16 protein-coding genes and 1 pseudogene are annotated in these 17,174 nt (G+C 73.4%); 6 read left to right on the forward strand and 11 right to left on the reverse strand.

Features of this window, described 5'->3' with window-relative positions; translation table 11 throughout:
- Positions 1 to 299: 299 nt before the first annotated feature.
- The 3 genes and pseudogenes from ACZ6Y7_RS30800 to ACZ6Y7_RS30810 all read right to left on the reverse strand — a co-directional run bounded on the left by ACZ6Y7_RS30800 (position 300) and on the right by ACZ6Y7_RS30810 (position 2,215).
- Entirely contained in the window at positions 300 to 1,103 is an 804-nt protein-coding gene (locus ACZ6Y7_RS30800) for a DUF3710 domain-containing protein (protein WP_465761231.1), read from the reverse strand.
- Positions 1,104 to 1,105: 2 nt separating this feature from the next.
- Positions 1,106 to 1,640 (reverse strand): annotated as a pseudogene (dut, locus tag ACZ6Y7_RS30805) (dUTP diphosphatase).
- On the reverse strand, positions 1,637 to 2,215 hold the full coding sequence (locus ACZ6Y7_RS30810) for a PaaI family thioesterase (protein WP_465761321.1): 579 nt from the start codon (positions 2,213 to 2,215) through the stop codon (positions 1,637 to 1,639). Before ACZ6Y7_RS30810 ends, dut begins: the two are co-directional and overlap by 4 nt.
- Before the next feature lie 135 nt (positions 2,216 to 2,350).
- Here ACZ6Y7_RS30810 and ACZ6Y7_RS30815 point away from each other — a divergent pair, with 135 nt between their 5' ends.
- Positions 2,351 to 2,800, forward strand: a complete 450-nt coding sequence (locus ACZ6Y7_RS30815) for a DUF3093 domain-containing protein (protein ID WP_465761232.1) — start codon at positions 2,351 to 2,353, stop codon at positions 2,798 to 2,800.
- Positions 2,801 to 3,065: 265 nt separating this feature from the next.
- Here ACZ6Y7_RS30815 and ACZ6Y7_RS30820 read toward each other — a convergent pair whose 3' ends face one another.
- The 4 genes from ACZ6Y7_RS30820 to ACZ6Y7_RS30835 form a co-directional block, all read right to left on the reverse strand.
- On the reverse strand, positions 3,066 to 3,365 hold the full coding sequence (locus ACZ6Y7_RS30820) for a DUF4193 domain-containing protein (protein ID WP_402223227.1): 300 nt from the start codon (positions 3,363 to 3,365) through the stop codon (positions 3,066 to 3,068).
- A gap of 472 nt (positions 3,366 to 3,837) precedes the next feature.
- On the reverse strand, positions 3,838 to 4,821 hold the full coding sequence (locus ACZ6Y7_RS30825) for an acyl-ACP desaturase (RefSeq protein WP_465761233.1): 984 nt from the start codon (positions 4,819 to 4,821) through the stop codon (positions 3,838 to 3,840).
- 229 nt (positions 4,822 to 5,050) lie between these two features.
- The gene (locus ACZ6Y7_RS30830) at positions 5,051 to 6,352 is read right to left on the reverse strand and encodes a sensor histidine kinase (protein ID WP_465761234.1); all 1,302 of its coding nucleotides are present in this window, start codon (positions 6,350 to 6,352) and stop codon (positions 5,051 to 5,053) included.
- Positions 6,353 to 6,448: 96 nt separating this feature from the next.
- Positions 6,449 to 7,102, reverse strand: coding sequence for a response regulator transcription factor (locus ACZ6Y7_RS30835; protein ID WP_063349384.1), 654 nt, complete (start codon positions 7,100 to 7,102; stop codon positions 6,449 to 6,451).
- A gap of 443 nt (positions 7,103 to 7,545) precedes the next feature.
- Between ACZ6Y7_RS30835 and ACZ6Y7_RS30840 the strand changes: the two genes are divergently transcribed.
- Complete coding sequence (locus ACZ6Y7_RS30840) at positions 7,546 to 7,731, forward strand: hypothetical protein (protein ID WP_402223232.1); 186 nt, start codon at positions 7,546 to 7,548, stop codon at positions 7,729 to 7,731.
- Positions 7,732 to 7,957: 226 nt separating this feature from the next.
- On the opposite strand, the gene ACZ6Y7_RS30845 is transcribed toward ACZ6Y7_RS30840, so the two are convergent.
- Both ACZ6Y7_RS30845 and ACZ6Y7_RS30850 read right to left on the reverse strand, forming a co-directional pair.
- Positions 7,958 to 8,776 (reverse strand): inositol monophosphatase family protein, encoded by an 819-nt coding sequence (locus tag ACZ6Y7_RS30845; RefSeq protein ID WP_465761235.1) that lies wholly within the window; start codon positions 8,774 to 8,776, stop codon positions 7,958 to 7,960.
- A gap of 32 nt (positions 8,777 to 8,808) precedes the next feature.
- Positions 8,809 to 9,951, reverse strand: a complete 1,143-nt coding sequence (locus ACZ6Y7_RS30850; protein WP_465761236.1) for a ferrochelatase — start codon at positions 9,949 to 9,951, stop codon at positions 8,809 to 8,811.
- A gap of 128 nt (positions 9,952 to 10,079) precedes the next feature.
- On the opposite strand from ACZ6Y7_RS30850, the gene ACZ6Y7_RS30855 reads away from it, so the two are divergent.
- Both ACZ6Y7_RS30855 and ACZ6Y7_RS30860 read left to right on the forward strand, forming a co-directional pair.
- Positions 10,080 to 11,348: an MFS transporter gene (locus ACZ6Y7_RS30855; protein ID WP_465761237.1), complete on the forward strand. Its 1,269-nt coding sequence runs from the start codon at positions 10,080 to 10,082 to the stop codon at positions 11,346 to 11,348.
- Positions 11,349 to 11,452: 104 nt separating this feature from the next.
- Positions 11,453 to 12,775 carry a D-arabinono-1,4-lactone oxidase gene (locus ACZ6Y7_RS30860; protein WP_465761238.1) on the forward strand — a complete coding sequence of 441 codons (1,323 nt, stop codon included), beginning with the start codon at positions 11,453 to 11,455 and terminating at the stop codon, positions 12,773 to 12,775.
- On the opposite strand, the gene ACZ6Y7_RS30865 is transcribed toward ACZ6Y7_RS30860, so the two are convergent.
- A complete protein-coding gene (locus ACZ6Y7_RS30865; RefSeq protein WP_465761239.1) occupies positions 12,772 to 13,647 on the reverse strand; it encodes a hypothetical protein in 876 nt (291 codons plus the stop codon). The two genes, ACZ6Y7_RS30860 and ACZ6Y7_RS30865, sit on opposite strands and share 4 nt — an antisense overlap.
- A 511-nt stretch (positions 13,648 to 14,158) precedes the next feature.
- Between ACZ6Y7_RS30865 and sepH the strand changes: the two genes are divergently transcribed.
- Positions 14,159 to 15,238: a septation protein SepH gene (sepH, locus tag ACZ6Y7_RS30870; RefSeq protein ID WP_465761240.1), complete on the forward strand. Its 1,080-nt coding sequence runs from the start codon at positions 14,159 to 14,161 to the stop codon at positions 15,236 to 15,238.
- A 128-nt stretch (positions 15,239 to 15,366) separates the two neighbouring features.
- On the opposite strand, the gene ACZ6Y7_RS30875 is transcribed toward sepH, so the two are convergent.
- Positions 15,367 to 16,242, reverse strand: coding sequence for a sulfurtransferase (locus ACZ6Y7_RS30875; protein WP_465761241.1), 876 nt, complete (start codon positions 16,240 to 16,242; stop codon positions 15,367 to 15,369).
- A gap of 165 nt (positions 16,243 to 16,407) precedes the next feature.
- Here ACZ6Y7_RS30875 and ACZ6Y7_RS30880 point away from each other — a divergent pair, with 165 nt between their 5' ends.
- Positions 16,408 to 17,151, forward strand: a complete 744-nt coding sequence (locus ACZ6Y7_RS30880; protein ID WP_465761322.1) for a VOC family protein — start codon at positions 16,408 to 16,410, stop codon at positions 17,149 to 17,151.
- Positions 17,152 to 17,174 lie beyond the last annotated feature (23 nt).

A 17,174-nucleotide genomic window follows, 5' to 3' on the forward strand; every position in this document is an offset into this window, starting at 1 on the left:
CAAACGACCGAGGCCGGGGATGTCAACATATCTGGCGTTGACTTTTGGCACGCTGTTGAGTTCTCAAGGAACGGACGCTTCCTTCGAGCCGCCTTTCAGCGGGCCCTCCGGGCTTCGTTCTTTCGTGTTCCCAGCTTATCAGACGATTTCCGCTCCGTTTTCCCGGAGTTTCCTTCGTCGGATTCGCTTTCCGCTCTGTCGCCCCGGTCTCCCGCGGCGACTCCGGAACTGTACGGGCACCGGCCCGCCCCATGCAAATCGCCCCCGTCCGGGGCTCCCGGACGGGGGCGATCAAGCCGTCAGCGGACCTCGGTGATCTCCGGGCCGCGGGCAAACGGGTCGAGCGAGGTGCCGCCGAAACGGCTGTCACCCTCGCCGGCGGTAGCGGCCGCCCCGCCACCGTCGGCCACCATCTGGGCGTCCTCGGGGAGCTTCAGCACGATCGGGTCGCGGGGCGCCATGGGGGCTTCGCCGCGCACGACGACCGTCTGCCGGAAGACCTGCTCCAGGATCCCGGCCATCTCCGGCTGCACCGCCGCCTGGCCCGAGATCACACCGCGCAGGAACCAGCGCGGGCCGTCGCAGCCGACGAACCGTACGAGCTGCACACCCTGGGTGCCGTCCGGCAGCTGCACCGGGACCTGGGCGCGGAGGTGCCAGCCGAGCGGGCCCTCCTCCTCCTCGATGAGGCCGCCCTGCGAGGTGATGCCGTTGGCGATCTCCTCCCGGACCTCCCCCCAGATGCCCTCGGACTTGGGGGCCGCGAAGGCCTGGAGCTGGATGGCGCTGTTGCCGAGCACGAGGGTCGCCGCGACGATCGCGTCACCGGCGACCTCGACGCGCAGCTCCATGCCCTCGACGCCGGGGACCAGCAGACCCCCGAGGTCGACTCGTCCCTCCTCGGGGTTCTCCAGCTCGGAGTGGTCCCACGGACCGTCCGGCCGCGGGGCCGGCGGCAGGCCGACCCTGTCGGCCGGGTCCAGCTCGGTCACGTTCTCGCTCTCGGCGGAACCTTCGACGTCATCGGCCGTCTCGTCGGCGCTGATGGCGTCGTCGGCGAGCTGCTCGACAGCGTCCTCGCTCTTCTGGCGACGACGGAACACGGTCACTGTCCTTCCCGGTCCAAGACCGATGCGAATACCTGCTCGGCTTCCTGCGAGGCCGCGGGAATGCTAGACCGCGGCGTGGCCACCGGTCGACCCGAACCCGCCCTCGGCGCGTGCCGACCCAGGCAGCTCCGTCACCTCGTGGAAGCGGGCCTTCTCGACCTGCTGGATCACCAACTGGGCGATCCGGTCCCCTCGGCGGAAGCTGACCCCCTCGCGCGGGTCCAGATTGACGACGATCACCTTGATCTCTCCACGGTACCCGGCATCGACCGTCCCCGGGGCGTTCACGAGAGCAACTCCGCAACGAGCTGCCAGCCCGGACCGGGGGTGGACGAAGGCCGCGTAGCCGTCCGGGAGGGCGACGGCGATGCCGGTGGGCAGGACCGCCCGCTCCCCCGGGGCCAGCTCGGCGTCGACGGTGGTGCGCAGATCGGCACCGGCGTCCCCGGGCTGCGCGTACGCGGGCAGCGGCAGCTCGGGGTCGATGCGCTTGATCAGGACGTCCAGCTGCGGGCGGGGGGTATCGCTCAAGGGTTCACCTCAAAGGCTCGTGCGCGCTTCATCAGATCCGGGTCGTCGAGGACCTTCTCGATGTCCTCGGGACGACCGTGCGTGGTGAAGTGTTCCAGCTTCACCTGGATGAAGAGGGCCTGCGCACGGACCGCGACCGGTCCGTGCGGGCCGCCGATGCGCGCCTCGGCGGCGCTGTAGATCTTGCGCCCGTGCACGCCGGTGATCCAGGCGCGCAGGTGCAGCACCGAGTCGACGGGCACCGGGGAGAGGAAGTCGGTCTCCAGCCGGCCGGTCACGGCGGGGGCCTGCAACAGCCAGTTGAGCGTGCCGAGGGTCTCGTCCATGGCCGAGGTCAGCACGCCGCCGTGAGCCAGGCCGGGGCCGCCCTGGTGGACGTCCCGGACGGTGAACTCGGCGGTGACGTCGAGTCCTTCGCCGGCGATCGCGTCGATCCGCAGGCCTCCGGGGTGCTGCGGGCCGCAGCCGAAGCAGTGCTCGTAGTGGGAGCCGAGCCGGGTGCCGGGAGCGGGCGCCCCGGGGGCGCGCTCCGGCAGGACGGCGTCCGGCGGCGGGGTGGTCGGGGTCGGCGGCATCGCGGGCGCCGGCCGGTCGGTGGGGGTGTCGGGGGCAGTCGTACCGGTCACGCCGCCCAACCCTACCCAGGGGTAGCAAGGCCTCCGGTGGGGGTGGCGTCCCGTGCCGGGCGTCAGGGCGCCCACAATGGGGGCATGTACGACGAACGCCTCACGGTGCCGCGCTCCTGGTGGCTGCTCCCGGTCGCGGTGGGCCTCACGCTCGCGCTGATCCTGATTCGGGTCAGCGGCCCGGCCGCGCTGGTCGGGCTGGTGGTCGGCATCGCCGCCGGCGCCGTCGCGGTCAGCAGTTACGGCTCGGCCCGGATCCGCGTGGTCCAGGGCTCGCTGGTGGCCGGACCGGCCCGGATCCCGGTGGACGCGCTCGGCAGCGCGCAGGCGCTGAGCCCCGCCGAGGCGACGGCCTGGCGCGGCCCGAAGGCCGATCCGCGCGCCTTCATGCTGCTGCGCAGCTACGTCCCGACGGCGTTGCGGGTCGAGGTGAGCGATCCGGCCGACCCGACGCCGTACCTGTACCTGTCGACCCGCTCGCCGATGAAGCTGGCGGAGGCGCTGGAGGAGGCCCGGCGCGGCGCCCGTACCTGAGGGCGCGCTGCACGGGAGCCCCCGGCCCCGGAGCACCTGAGGGCCCGGGGAGAGAGCCGGGAAAAACGGAGAGGGACGGTTCCGCTGCTGCGGGACCGTCCCTACGACTTTGTGCCGGCCGACGCGTCGGCCGGCTCCGTCCTGCCGGGGTCGTCCGGACGGACCGCCCGCGGAACTGCCGTCCGGCCCCGCTGCCCGGGGCCGGAAGGAGCGGTGTGCCGGTCCCGCGGGAGCCGCGGGCACCGGGCCCTGACCGCCGCGGTGCTCAGGCGCCGCAGTCCCGGCAGATCGGGTTGCCGTTCTTCTCGCTGTAGAGCTGGCTGCGGTGGTGCACCAGGAAGCAGCTCATGCAGGTGAACTCGTCGGCCTGCTTCGGCAGGACGCGGACGGCGAGCTCCTCGTTCGAGAGGTCGGCGCCGGGGAGCTCCAAGCCCTCGGCCGCCTCGAACTCGTCGACGTCGACGGAGCTGGTGCCCTTGTCGTTCCGCCGAGCCTTGAGTTCCTCGATGCTGTCCTCGTTGACGTCATCGTCGGTCTTGCGTGGGGTGTCGTAGTCGGTTGCCATTTTTCGCTCTCCCCCTCCGGGTTGTGCGGTGTGTGCGGTATCTCCAGCGCACGTAACGCATGGGGGGTCGGTCTTGTGCCCGACCCGAGGCGGAGATTTTGCCTTACTTCAAGCCCTGTTACTCAATCGACACTCAGCCGGGCCTCCATCGGGGTGATCCTCGCGCTCGGCGAAGGCCTCACGCTGGGCCATCACCACCCCTCTACAGGCCCGGCAACCCGACCACGCACAGTGAGCACCGGGGAGGCGGATGCTCAGAGAATCCCGTGCCCACCAGGGACGGTGACCGATCCGGCGGACCCGCCCGGGGCCGGAATTCGATCACGGACCGCAATCGACACCCCCGGACGGGTGATCACTCTCCGGGGTTGCCCGACGGCGTGGAGCGACACGGTGTGAGCTTGGTCACGTTCAGAATCTTCCGGGGCAAACCACGGAAAATCCACCCACTCCGACCGCTCCGCGCGGCGCCCTACTCGGCGCCGCGGCGGGCCGCCCGGCGGGCGAGCAACGCGGCCTGGCGCTCCTCGAACTTCCGCGCCTGCGTGTCCAGCCCCTCCAGGAAGACGCCCAGCTCGTTCTGCGCCAGCACGCCCTCGGGCCCCAGGCCGTCGATCTCCATCACCTTGAGCTTGCGCAGCACCGGCTGCAGCACGTCGTCGTGGTGGATGCGCAGGTTGTACACCCCGCCGAGGGCGATCTGGGCGGCGGCGCGCTCGAAGCCGGGGATCCCGTGCCCGGGCATCCGGAAGCCGGTGACCACGTCGGCGATGGCCCGCATGGCCTGGTCCGGGGCGATCTCCAGGGCGGCCTTCAGCAGGTTCCGGTAGAAGACCATGTGCAGGTTCTCGTCGTTGGCGATCTTCGCCAGGAGCTGCTCGCACAGCGGGTCGCCGGCGTACTTGCCGGTGTTGCGGTGCGCGATGCGGGTGGCGAGCTCCTGGAAGGCCACGTACGCCACCGAGTGCAGCATGCTGTGCGCGTTGTCGGACTCGAAGCCCTCGGACATGTGGTTCATCCGGGCCCGCTCCAGCTCCACCGGGTCGACGGCCCGGGTGGCGAGCAGGAAGTCGCGGATCGCTATGCCGTGGCGCCCCTCCTCGGCCGTCCAGCGGTGCACCCAGGTGCCCCAGGCGCCCTCGCGGCCGAACATGGTCGCGATCTCGTGGTGGTAGCTGGGGAGGTTGTCCTCGGTCAGCAGGTTCACCACCAGCGAGACCCGGCCCAGCGCGGTCACCTGGGACTGCTCGATCGACCAGGCCTCGCCGCCCAGCACGCCGTCGAAGTCGCGGCCCTGGCTCCACGGCACGAACTCGTGCGGCATCCACTCCTTGGCGACGCCCAGGTGGCGGTTGAGCTCCTTCTCCACGACCTCTTCGAGGGCCAGGATCAGCCGCGCGTCGGTCCAGCCGCTCGATCCGAGCGAGGCGCTGCTCTGCACAGGGGCGATGGTCACGGTCTTGCTCCTGGGGGACGGCACGCGCGGGACGGGCGCGTTGGGCGGGCAGTCGTCGTGCGGACGTCGGCGGGCGGCGCCGACCGACGCACTTACGGTTGCGTAGGTTACGACACCGTAAGTTGCTCGGGCCGGAAATGACAAGCCGCCCCCGCCAGGCCTTATGTCGTCTTGACGGCCTGACGGGGGCGGCTGGGAACGGTCGCCCACGGAGCGGGGGCGGTCGGCGCTACGGCGAGGGGATGCGAACCCGCATGGTGAGGCCCCCGCCGGAGCGTGGGGTGGCCTCGACGGTGCCGCCGTGGGCGCGCACCACGGAGCGGACGATGGACAGGCCGAGCCCGACGCCCTTGTCGCTGCGGGTGCGGTCGGCGCCCTTGATCCGGCGGAACGGCTCGAAGATGTGCTCCAGCTCGTAGCCCGGCACCACCGGGCCGGTGTTGGAGACCACCAGCTCGCCGCCGCCCGGCACCGCGGCGGTGGACAGCTCGACCCAGCCGCCCGCGGTGTTGTACCGGATGGCGTTCTGCAGCAGGTTGAGCGCGAGCCGCTCCAGCAGCACGCCGTTGCCCGCGACTACCGCCGGATCGAGCTTCGAGCGCAGCTCGACCTCGCGCTTGTCCGCCTCGGCCCTGATCTGCTCCAGCGCCCGGGCGGCCACCTCGGCCAGTTCCACCGGGCGGCGGTCGGTCAGCTCGTTCTCACTGCGGGCGAGCAGCAGCAGGCCCTCGACCAGCTGCTCGCTGCGCTCGTTGGTGGCCAGCAGGGTCTTGCCGAGCTGCTGCAGGTCGGGCGAGGCGGCCGGGTCGGAGAGCTGGACCTCCAGCAGGGTCCGGTTGATCGCCAGCGGGGTGCGCAGCTCGTGCGAGGCGTTGGCGACGAAGCGGCGTTGGGAGTCGAAGGAGCGGTCCAGCCGGTCCAGCATGTCGTCGAAGGTGTCGGCGAGCTCCTTGAGCTCGTCGTCCGGGCCGTCCAGCTCGATCCGTCGGTGCAGGTCGGAGGAGGCGACGTCGCGGGCGGTGCGGGTGATCCGGCCGAGCGGGCGCAGCACTCGGCCCGCCATCGCGTAGCCGGCCGCGAAGGCGATCACGGCGAGGCAGACGAGGACGGTGAGCAGCTTGCGCAGCAGGGTGTTGAGCGCCTGGCTGGCCTGGAAGGACTTGTAGTCGTTCAGCCACTGGTCGAGTGCGGACTGGGTGGTGAGGGTGAGGTTGTCCGGGGTCCGCACCGAGATGCCCGGGCCGTTGAGCTGCAGGTGCGGCTGGCCGACCTCCTGGAGCGCCTGCTGGACGAAGAAGTACATGACCAGCAGCAGCACCACGCCGGCCATCAGGAACATCCCGCCGTAGAGCAGGGTGAGCCGCATCCGGATGGTGGGGCGGAAGGGCAGCCAGGCGAGCACGCCGTCGCCGGGGACGTAGGTCTGCTGGGAGCGGGCCGAGCGCGGCGGGTGCACGGGCTTGGGCGGGACGGCGCGCGGGCCGCCGGCGGGCGCGCCGGAGGCCCCGCCGGCCGGGGGCGGGGTGGTCATGATCGTCCTCTCGGGGCGTCCGCCGGGGGCGGGCGCGGGGTGGTGGGATCCCGGGTCGGGCCCCTCCTCGCGGAGGAGTCCGGCGGATCCCGGCGGTCAGATCCGGTAGCCGGAGCCCGGCACGGTGACGATCACCGGCGGGTCGCCGAGCTTGCGGCGCAGCGTCATCACGGTGACGCGCACGACGTTGGTGAACGGGTCGGTGTGCTCGTCCCAGGCCTTCTCCAGCAGCTGCTCGGCGGAGACGACGGCTCCGCCGGCCCGCATCAGCACCTCCAGGACGGCGAACTCCTTGGGGGCGAGCTGGACGGTGCGTCCCTCGCGGATCACCTCGCGCCGGCCGGGGTCGAGCGAGATGCCGGCCCGTTCCAGCACCGGGGGCAGCGGAACGGTCGCACGGCGGCCCAGCGCCCTTACCCGGGCGACGAGTTCGCTGAAAGCGAACGGCTTCGGAAGATAGTCGTCCGCACCGATCTCCAGGCCCTCGACGCGGTCGCTGATGTCGCCGGAGGCGGTCAGCATGATCACCCGGGTCGCCAGGCCCTGCTCGACCACCTTGCGGCAGACGTCGTCGCCGTGGACCAGCGGCAGGTCGCGGTCCAGGACGACCACGTCGTAGTCGTTGACCGCGATGCGCTGGAGCGCGGCCTCCCCGTCGTACACCACGTCGACGGCCATCGCCTCGCGGCGCAGGCCGGTCGCGACGGCCTCGGCAAGCAGCTGCTCGTCCTCGACGACGAGAACCCGCACGGTCGTTGTCCCTTCTCCAGGCCGGCCCCGGAAGCGGACGCGCGGCTCCGACGGTGCCTCCATCCTGCCTGGTCCTGCGGTAAAGCAGCGATAAGCTGCCACTCGGGCAACCCGCCCGGAGCCGCGCCGGTGACCGTTCGTGTCAGCACCACTCCGGTTGGACTGTGACACCGGCAAATTTCTTCCGCCGGGAGGTTTCCCGGCCCCCTCGGCGGGGAGGACAGCTGCACACCCGCGATCTGGCCCCTGGTCGATCGCACCCACCCGCCGTGCGTTCATCCGCGCCGGCCCTGGGGCTGGGACATCACCGGGAGCGGCCGAAGGGCCGTCTCCGCGCCTGACCGGAGAGCCACCACCTGCCGGCCGGGGCGCATTTTCCGGCTGGACCTCCTCGGGGCGGAGAACGCACGACCGTGCACGTCCGACACAGTAAGGGGGCCCGTATGGACGCCTTCAAGGCCGGAATCCTGCAGCGCATAGCCAACGCCGAGCAGGACCTGCACCGCGCGATCCAGGCCGGGGACGAGTTCCTCGCCGAGGTGGAGCAGTCCGAGCTGGACGACCTCCGCCGACTCGCCGCCGAGCACGGCGTGGACACGGTGCTGGAGCGTCACCGCACCGCTGCCTGATCCGACCCGTCGCCGGTCCTCCGGCACCTGCGGCCCTGCGGGGGCCGTGCGAAAAACCAGGCCCTGGCATCCCCCGTATGTCAGGGCTCTTCGCATGTCCGGGCCGGCCCGGAGCCGGTCCTCCACCGGCCCGGAGCCGGTCCTGCGCCGATTCGGAGCCGATTCGGAGCCGTACGGGCCGGCCGAGCCGGAGCGGGGTCTCCGGCCCGGCACCGGCCGGAACCGGTCAGTCCGCCCAAGCGCTCAGCGCGGCCAGGCGCTCCTGCAGCGGCTCGTACACGCCGGGGGCGGCGGCCACGGTCAGCTCGCGGTCCGGCCCGTGCCCGGGACGGCCGCCGGTGAGGGCGCCGGCCTCGGCGGCGATCAGGCAGCCGGCCGCGCGGTCCCAGGGGGCGAGGCCGCGCTCGTAGTAGCCGTCCAGCCGCCCGGCGGCCACGTCGCACAGGTCGACGGCGGCCGCCCCGCCCCGCCGGACGTCCCGCACCTCGGGCATCAGCGCCAGCAGCACCTCGGCCTGGCGCACCCGCACCGACCGGACGTAGTTGAAGCCGGTGGCGATCAGCGCCTGGCCCCACGGCGGGGCCGGGCGGGTCGAGAGCGGGCGGCCGTTCAGACGGGCGCCGCGCCCCAGCACGGCGTGGAACAGCTCCTCGCGGGCCGGCGCGTACACCACGCCGACGACCGCCCGGCCGTCCACCTCGGCGGCCACGCTGACCGCCCAGGACGGCAGCCCGTACAGGTAGTTGACGGTGCCGTCGAGCGGGTCGACGACCCAGCGCACCCCGCTGGTGCCGGACCGCTCGGCGCCCTCCTCGCCGAGGTAGCCGTCGGCCGGGCGGCGGTCGCCGATCAGCTCCAGCACGAGCTTCTCGGAGGCGAGGTCCATCTCGGTGACCACGTCGACCGGGCTGCTCTTGGTGCCGGCGACGCCGAGGTCGGCGGGGCGGCCGTCGCGCAGCAGGGCGCCGGCCTGCCGGGCCGCGTCCAGGGCGACGTCCAGCAGGTCGTCGAGGAGCCGGTCGTCGGGCTGGGCGGGGGCGGTCACGGGATTCTCCTCCGGTACGGCGGGACGGACGGTCAGCGCTCGGCGGCGGCCGGACGCGGGGCGCGCGGATTGGGGCAGCAGGCCACCGCGCACACGTCGTGGCTGGGACCGAGCGCGCCGAGCGCGCAGCGGGTCACCGGCTCGCCGCGCTCGGTCGCGGCCCGCTCCAGGACCAGCTCGCGCACGGCGGCGGTGAACCGCGGGTCGGCGCCGACGGTGGCGGCGCGGGCCACCGGCAGGCCGAGCTCGGCGGCCTTGGCCACCGCTTCGGTGTCGAGGTCGTACTTGACCTCCATGTGGTCGGAGACGAAGCCGATCGGGACCATCACCACGGCCGGCGCGCCCTCGGCGTGCTGCGCCTCCAGGTGGTCGCAGATGTCCGGTTCCAGCCACGGGATGTGCGGGGCCCCGCTGCGGCTCTGGAACACCAGCTGCCAGGGCCGGTCGGCGACGCCGGTGCGCTCGGCGACGGCGGCGACGATCAGCCGGGCCACCTCCAGGTGCTGGGCGACGTACGCCCCGCCCGGTGTGCCGCGGGCCGGGTCGTCCGGGGCCCCGGAGGCCTCGGCCATGGTGTCCGGGATGGAGTGGGTGGTGAACGCCAGCCGGGCGCCGTCGCGGACGGCCTCCGGCAGCCGGGCCAGCGCGGCCAGGGTGGCGTCGATCATCGGCTCGACGAAGCCGGGGTGGTTGTAGAAGTGCCGCAGCTTGTCGACCCGCAGGGCGGGCCCGCCCTCCTCGGCCAGGGTGGCCAGCGCGTCGGCGAGGTTCTCCCGGTACTGGCGGCAGCCCGAGTAGCCGGCGTAGGCGCTGGTGGCGAGCACGGCGATCCGCCGGTGGCCGTCGGCGGCCAGCTCCCGCAGGGTGTCGACCAGGTAGGGCGCCCAGTTCCGGTTGCCCCAGTACACCGGCAGGTCCAGGCCGTGCTCGGCGAAGTCCTTGCGCAGCGCGGCGAGCAGCTCGCGGTTCTGTTCGTTGATCGGACTGACCCCGCCGAACATGAAGTAGTGCTTGCCCACCTCCTTCAGCCGCTCCTTGGGGATCCCGCGGCCGCGGGTCACGTTCTCCAGGAAGGGGACGACCTCCTCGGGGCCCTCGGGCCCGCCGAAGGACAGCAGCAGCAGGGCGTCGTACGGGGCGGCGCCGGAGGAGGAGGGTTTGCGCGCGTCGGACATGGCACCGATCCTGCCATTGAGGGGCCGGAGACCGTCGCGGAGGCCACGCAGGTGTCCGGAAAATACTGTTTGCCAAGGTACGTAAGCTGTGTTGGCCAGCCTCGTTCCTTACCCCACGGAGCTCCCCCGTGCTGTCCAGCTACCGCCAGATCTTCGCCTCCCCGGGCACCCTGGCCTTCTCGTCCTCAGGGTTCATAGCCCGCCTGCCGATCTCCATGGCCGGCATCGGCATCGTGACCATGCTGTCCCAGCTGACCGGGTCCTACGGGCTGGCGGGCGCGGTCCAGGCGTCCATGGCGATCGCCGCCGCGGCGCTCGGCCCGGCGGTCTCCTGGCTGGTCGACCGGCGCGGGCAGCGCCGGGTCGCCCTCCCGGCCACCGCCCTCACCGTCGCCGCCGCGGCCGGACTGCTGCTCAGCGCGCACTTCCACGCGCCCTCGTGGATGCTCTTCGTCTTCGCGATCGGGCTCGGCGTGATGCCCAGCGCGGGCGCCATGGTCCGCGCCCGCTGGGCCCACCTCTACCGCGACGAGCCCGCCAAGCTGCACACCGCGTACTCCTTCGAGGCCGTCGTCGACGAGGTCTGCTTCATCGTCGGCCCGATCGTCGCGATCGGCCTGGCCACCAACCTCTTCCCCGAGGCCGGCCTGCTCGTGGCCGTCATCGCGCTCTCCGTCGGCATCGCCCTGTTCACCGCCCAGCGCCGCACCGAGCCGCCGGTCCACCCGGCCGCCGCGCGCAGCGGCGGCAGCGCCATCCTCAACGGCGGCCTGGTCGTCCTGGTGCTCACCTTCGTCGCCACCGGGGCGATCTTCGGCTCGGTCGAGATCGTCACCGTCGCCTTCGCCGACGCCCAGGGCCACAAGGGGCTCTCCAGCGTCGTCCTCGCCGTCTGGGCCCTCGGTTCGGGCCTGGCCGGGATCGTCTACGGGGCGCTCAAGCTCAGGAGCCCGCTGTCCACCCGCTTCGTCGTGGGGGTCGTGATGATGGCGCTCAGCATGGTCCCGATCCTGATCGTCGCCTCCAACGTGCACGGTGTCGGCGGACTGGTCGCCGCCGGCGCGGCCCTGCTGGTCGCCGGCCTCGCCATCTCCCCCACCCTGATCTCCGCGATGGCCCTGGTGGAGCGGCTCGTCCCGGCCGCACAGCTCACCGAGGGCATGGCCTGGACCACCACCGGCCTGGCCGTGGGCGTCGCCTTCGGCTCTTCCGCCGGCGGCTGGGTGGTGGACGCCTCCGGCGCCGCCGCCGGGTACTGGGTGCCGCTGGCCGCCGGCGTCCTCGGCGTGGTCGCCGCCCTCGCCGGACTCGGTCGGCTGCGCGCCGGGCTGGCCGCCGAACAGCCCGCCGGGGAAGGCGCCGACGGGGCCGGCCGACCCGTAGACGTCGAACGGTGAACTGACTAATCTCTCGCCCTACCCGTGGCCCTACCCGCGGGTAGGGCGGCCGCGCCGCCCCGGACCGCGCCGACCCGTTCGGCCCCGGAGCAGGAGGCAGCGCAATGCCCCAGGCCAGTACCGCGACCCGCAGCCGGTGGACCAACTGGGCCGGCAACCAGAGCGCCGAGCCGGCCCGCTCCGCCGCCCCCGGCACCGCGGAGGAACTGGCCAAGGAGATCCTGCGTGCCGCCGAACAGGGCCGCACCGTCAAGGCCGTCGGCTCCGGCCACTCCTTCACCTCGATCGCCTCGGCCGGGGACGGCGTCCAGATCCGCCCGCAGGCGCTCACCGCCGTCCGCGGGATCGACCGCGAGGCCGGCACCGTCACCGTCGAATCCGGCCTCCCGCTGCACCGCCTCAACCGGATCCTCGCCGCCGAGGGCCTCTCCCTCACCAACATGGGCGACATCGAGGTCCAGACCGTCGCCGGCGCCACCAGCACCGGAACCCACGGCACCGGGCGCGACTCCGGCTCGCTCGCCGCCCAGATCCGCGCCCTGGAGATCGTCCTCGCGGACGGCTCCGTGCAGCGCTGCTCCCCCACCGAGAACCCCCGGCTCTTCCAGGGCGCCCGGCTCGGCCTCGGCGCCCTCGGCGTGATCACCGCGCTCACCTTCGGCGTCGAACCGGCCTTCCTGCTCACCGCGCACGAGCAGCCGATGACCTTCGACGAGGTGCTGGAGCGGCTCGACGACCTCACCGCCGTCAACGAGCACTTCGAGTTCTACTGGTTCCCGCACACCGACCGCTGCTCCACCAAGCGCAACAACCGCAGCCAGGGGCCGGCCGCCCCGCTGCCCCGGTTCAAGGAGTGGCTGGAGGACGACTTCCTCTCCAACACCGTCTGGGAGGGCGCCTGCCGGGTCGGCCGGCGCTTCCCCGGCTCCGTCCCCGCGATCGCCGCGATCGCCAGCCGCGCCTGGTCCGACCGCAGCTACACCGACGCCGCGTACAAGGTGTTCACCAGCCCGCGCAGGGTCCGCTTCGTGGAGATGGAGTACGCGGTGCCGCGCGCGGCCGTCGGCGAGGTGCTGCGCGAACTGAAGGCCCTGGTCGAACGCTCCGACTGGAAGGTCAGCTTCCCGGTCGAGGTGCGCTTCGCCCCCGCCGACGACCTCTGGCTCTCCACCGCCTCCGGCCGGGACAGCGCGTACATCGCCGTCCACCTCTACCGGGGCACCGCCGACCAGGGCTACTTCACCGGCGTCGAACAGCTCATGACCGCCCATCAGGGCCGCCCGCACTGGGGCAAGCTGCACACCCGCGACGCCGAGTACCTGGCCGGCGTCTACCCGCACTTCGGCGACTTCACCGCCCTGCGCGACGAGGTCGACCCGCAGCGCGTCTTCGGCAACGACTACCTGCGCCGGGTGCTCGGCGCCTAGCCCGCCGAGCCCTGGTCCGCCGAGCCCTGGCCCGCCGGGGCCCCGGCGGGCGGCGGGGCCACCGTCGTCCGCGCCGTCCCGGCTTCCGGTACGGGCGGCTGCGAGGTCGTCCCGTCGGTGGGCTTCCCACCGCCCGCCGACGGGGAGGCGCCGGCCGACGGGCTCGAACTCCCGCCCGCCGAAGGCGAAGCCGTCCCCGCCCCGGAGCTCGGGGTGCCGCTCGGCTCCCGGCTCGGCCGCGCGGTCGGCGGGGCCGAGGCACCACCGGACGGCGTGGCGCCCGATCCGCGCTCCCCGTCCGGGGCCGACCGCTCCGACGGAGCCTCCCGCGGCCGGGAGGACTTGGGCGCCACCGAGCCGCCGAGGGAGGTGCCGCTGCCGGACTGTCCCGTGACGGTCGCCGACACCGGCTGCCCGGTGGCCAGTTCGAACGCCAGGATCGGCGTCATCGCCAGCACGAACACCAGCCCGGACACCACCGCGTAGCCCTTCCAGGACCACCGCCGACGCGCCCGCACCACCTGCGGCTGGTTCCACTCCGCCGTGAGCACCGGCGGCCGCGGCGGAGTCCCGTCCTCGACCGGCACCTGCCGCAGCGCGTTCGCGGTCCGGTTCGGCCCGCGGTCCACCGCCTCGCGCAGTTGTTCACCGGTCCGCCTGAAGAGGTGCTGGAACACCGCGCCCCCGGTGGTGGCCCCGACGCTCACCACCGCAGCGCCCATGATCGTTCCGTACACGCCCAGTTCGGAGGCCAACAGCGCGCCCACGACGGTGGCCAACGCACTCGCCGCGACCTGAGCCACACTCAGATCGATCCGCCTGCGCTCGTCCTTGCCGCCCTCCTCGGCGGGGCTCCGTTCCGGCATCGACATCCCTCGGTCCGTACGACTGTTCTTCGAACAAGCCACTCCATCTTGCCCAAAGAAGGACACAAGGGGCGAAAATGCGGTTCCGTGCACCCGGATTGTGTGAAGATGATCACCGTTCCCCCGTCGATGGTGTGCCATCGGAGGCGCGCGCTCTTGAGATTCCCGTGAATCGCGGGAGACTTGAGCGGCGAGCCGCCCCTTCGGATGCCACGAATGGAGTACTGTTCGTAAAGCCTGAGCCTTGGGTCGACTTGTCGACTGCGCCTACACCGGCAGCTTGACGAGGAGCCACGGAACGGGCACGCACGGCGACGCCCGTCCCGGATCGTCGCGATCACTGCGCGTGCGAGGACGGCCGGGACACCCAGGCGCGACGTCGACGGATGACGTGGCAAAAAGGCAACCGTGCCACAGCGGCGTGCCCGGGCGTAAGCCCGACACGCCGGGGAACTCAGCAAGGTTGTGGCCAGTCGCGAGCGGGCAGGCCACACTCAGTACGGGAGCAGCGACGCAGGTGACGTCGGCAGGCACCACCCGGGAGGTAACCGTGCCCGAACTGCGGGTTGTGGCCGTCAGCAACGACGGCACACGGCTGGTGCTCAAGGCTGCCGACAGCACGGAGTACACCCTCCCCATCGACGAGCGGCTGCGCGCCGCCATCCGCGGCGACCGGCCGCGCCTCGGCCAGATCGAGATCGAGGTCGAGAGCCATCTGCGCCCCCGGGACATCCAGGCCCGGATACGAGCCGGTGCCTCCGCCGAGGAGGTCGCCCAGGCCGCCGGGATCTCCGTCGACCGCGTCCGCCGCTTCGAGGGACCGGTCCTCGCCGAGCGCGCCTTCATGGCCGAGCGCGCCCGCAAGACCGCCATCCGCCGCAACGGCGAATCGCCCGGCCCGCAGCTCGGCGAGGCCGTCGCCGAGCGGCTCGCGCTGCGCGGCGCCGAGAAGGACACCGAGCGCTGGGACTCCTGGCGCCGCGACGACGGCACCTGGGAGGTCGTCCTCTCCTACCGGGCCGACGGCGAGGGCCGCAGCGCCTCCTGGACGTACGACCCGCCCCGGCGACTGGTCCAGCCCAACGACGACGAGGCCCGCGCGCTGATCGGCGAGAACGTCGAGCGCGAGGAGGACTCGGTCTTCCCGTTCATTCCGCGGATCGCCCGGCTCCCCCAGGACCGGCCGCCCCGCCCGATGATCGACCGGCCCTCCGCCGACCGCATCATGTCGGCCCGTGAGGTCCGCGAGTCGCGGGAGGCCACCGCCGACGCCCGGGACTCGCTGACCAGCCTGCTCGACGTGGTCCCCGCGTTCCGCGGCGACCTCGCCGTCGGCGGCCCCACCCCGATCGAGCCGGTGGCCGCCGAGGTCGCCGAGGAGAGCGAGGAGCCGGCCGCGGCCGCCGCGCCGGCGGTCGGCGCGGGCTCGGCCTACGCCGACATCCTGATGCCGCGGGCCGTCGCACCGCACCGCGAGCGCCTGGTCGGCACCACCGACCGGCAGGCCGAGGCGGACGGCGTCCGGCCCGGGCGCCGGGCCACCGTGCCCAGCTGGGACGAGATCGTCTTCGGCAGCCGGCGCAAGAAGCAGGAGTAGACGTGGCGGGGGGGGGGGGGGGGGGGGCCCCCCCCCCCCCCCCCCCCCCCCACGTCTCGGTCCGGCACGTCTCGGTCCGGCACGCTCAGCCGGTACGCCGCAACCCGGTACAGCTCAGCCGGTACGGCTCAGCCCGGCTGGTCGGTGACCGCCACCGGACGGCTGTCATCGCTCGACCACTCGCTCCACGACCCCGGGTACAGCGTCGCCGACAGGCCCGCCACCTCCAGTGCCAGGATCTGGTGCGCCGCCGTCACCCCCGACCCGCAGTACACCGCGGTCTCCCGCTCCCCCGCGCCCAGCGCCCGGAAGCGCGCCGCCAGCTCGGCGGCCGGACGGAACCGCCCGTCCGGGCCCACGTTCTCGGCCGTCGGCGCCGACACCGCGCCCGGGACGTGCCCGGCCCGCGGATCCACCGGCTCCGTCTCGCCCCGGTAGCGCTCCCCCGACCGGGCGTCCAGCAGCAGACCCTCGCGGGCCCAGACCGCGGCACCGTCCGCGTCCACCGTCGGCAGCTGCCCCGGCACCGGCTTGAAGTCGCCCGCCGCGGACTCCGGCAGCTCGGCCGTCACCGGCAGCCCGGCCGCCCGCCAGGCCGCGAAGCCGCCGTCCAGCACCCGGACGTCCCGGTGCCCGGCCCAGCGCAGCAGCCACCAGGCGCGGGCGGCCGCCATCGAGGCCGCGCCGTCGTACACCACGACCGGGCGCTCGGCGCTCACCCCGAAGCCGCGCATCGCCGCGCCGAACTCCTCCGGGTCCGGCAGCGGGTGGCGCCCGCCCCGGCCGGGGGCGCCGGGCGGGGCCGCCAGGTCCCGGTCCAGCTCGACGAAGTGGGCGCCGGGCAGGTGCCCGGCCCGGTACTCCTCGGCAGCCGTCGGGCCGCCCGGCGCGGCGCCGACCAGCTGGTAGCGCACGTCCAGCAGCACCGGCGGACGGGCCGAGGCGAGCGCCTCGGCCAGCTCGGCCGCGGAGATCAGCGGGGAACCGTCGTTGTAGGTGGTCATGGCGGCCATTGTCGCGCAGCGCCGCCGACCCGCCGCCCTTTGTGCGGACTTTGCCGCGATTTCCGCGCGGCCCGAGGGTTGGGCGCCCGCCAGAGTGGAAGCATCACCCTCGCACACGAGGTTTCCGTGCGCCAACCACCCACGAGGAGGCCCGCATTGCCCGCGGTGGAACTCCGACTGGCCCAGGGCACGCCCTGCTGGGTCAGCCTGCTGACCGACGACCTGTCCGGCGCCCGCGCCTTCTACGGCGAGCTGCTCGGCTGGACCTACACCCCAGGACCGGGCCAACTCGGCGACTACGTCCGGGCCGAGCTCGACGGGGCGCCGGTCGCCGGCCTCGGCCTCTCCACCGCCACCGGCTTCCCGGTGCAGTGGACCACCTACTTCGCCGTGGACGACGCCGACCGCACTACCCAGCTGGTGCGGGAGTGCGGCGGCACCGTCGCCGTCGGGCCGCTGCAGGCGGAGCGCGCCGGGCGGATGGCCATCGCCGCCGACGTCTCCGGCGCCGTCTTCGGCCTCTGGCAGGGCGAGGAACACCTCGGCCGGGAGGCCGGCACCGAACCCGGCGAACCAGCCTGGGTCGAACTGCTCACCCCCGACACCGAGGGAGCCGCCGCCTTCTACGCCGCCGTGCTCGACCGCACCGTCCGGCCCGGAGCGGAGGAGAGCGCGCTGCTGGTGCACGGGCGGCCGGTCGCCGGCATCCGGCACCGCGCCGACCTGCGCGGCCACCCGCCGCGCTGGCGCACCCACTTCGCCGTGCGGGACGCCGGCCTGACCGCCCGTCACGCGGTGGAACTCGGCGGCCGGATCCTGGTCGCGCCGCACGAGACGGCGCACGGCCGCGCCGCACGGCTGGCCGACCCGCAGGGCGGGCACTTCTCCGTGCTGGAGGCCTCGGCGTAGCGGGCGCTTCTCCGTGCTGGAGG

This window comes from Kitasatospora sp. NPDC053308 (assembly GCF_055585785.1).

Excerpts from the sequence above, each read along its gene's own strand:
- ACZ6Y7_RS30810 (WP_465761321.1), bottom strand. The coding sequence starts at position 2,215 with ATGCCGCCGACCCCGACCACCCCGCCGCCGGACGCCGTCCTGCCGGAG.
- ACZ6Y7_RS30815 (WP_465761232.1), top strand. The coding sequence starts at position 2,351 with ATGTACGACGAACGCCTCACGGTGCCGCGCTCCTGGTGGCTGCTCCCG.
- ACZ6Y7_RS30820 (WP_402223227.1), bottom strand. The coding sequence starts at position 3,365 with ATGGCAACCGACTACGACACCCCACGCAAGACCGACGATGACGTCAAC.
- ACZ6Y7_RS30830 (WP_465761234.1), bottom strand. The coding sequence starts at position 6,352 with ATGACCACCCCGCCCCCGGCCGGCGGGGCCTCCGGCGCGCCCGCCGGC.
- ACZ6Y7_RS30840 (WP_402223232.1), top strand. The coding sequence starts at position 7,546 with ATGGACGCCTTCAAGGCCGGAATCCTGCAGCGCATAGCCAACGCCGAG.
- ACZ6Y7_RS30850 (WP_465761236.1), bottom strand. The coding sequence starts at position 9,951 with ATGTCCGACGCGCGCAAACCCTCCTCCTCCGGCGCCGCCCCGTACGAC.
- ACZ6Y7_RS30860 (WP_465761238.1), top strand. The coding sequence starts at position 11,453 with ATGCCCCAGGCCAGTACCGCGACCCGCAGCCGGTGGACCAACTGGGCC.
- ACZ6Y7_RS30865 (WP_465761239.1), bottom strand. The coding sequence starts at position 13,647 with ATGTCGATGCCGGAACGGAGCCCCGCCGAGGAGGGCGGCAAGGACGAG.
- ACZ6Y7_RS30875 (WP_465761241.1), bottom strand. The coding sequence starts at position 16,242 with ATGACCACCTACAACGACGGTTCCCCGCTGATCTCCGCGGCCGAGCTG.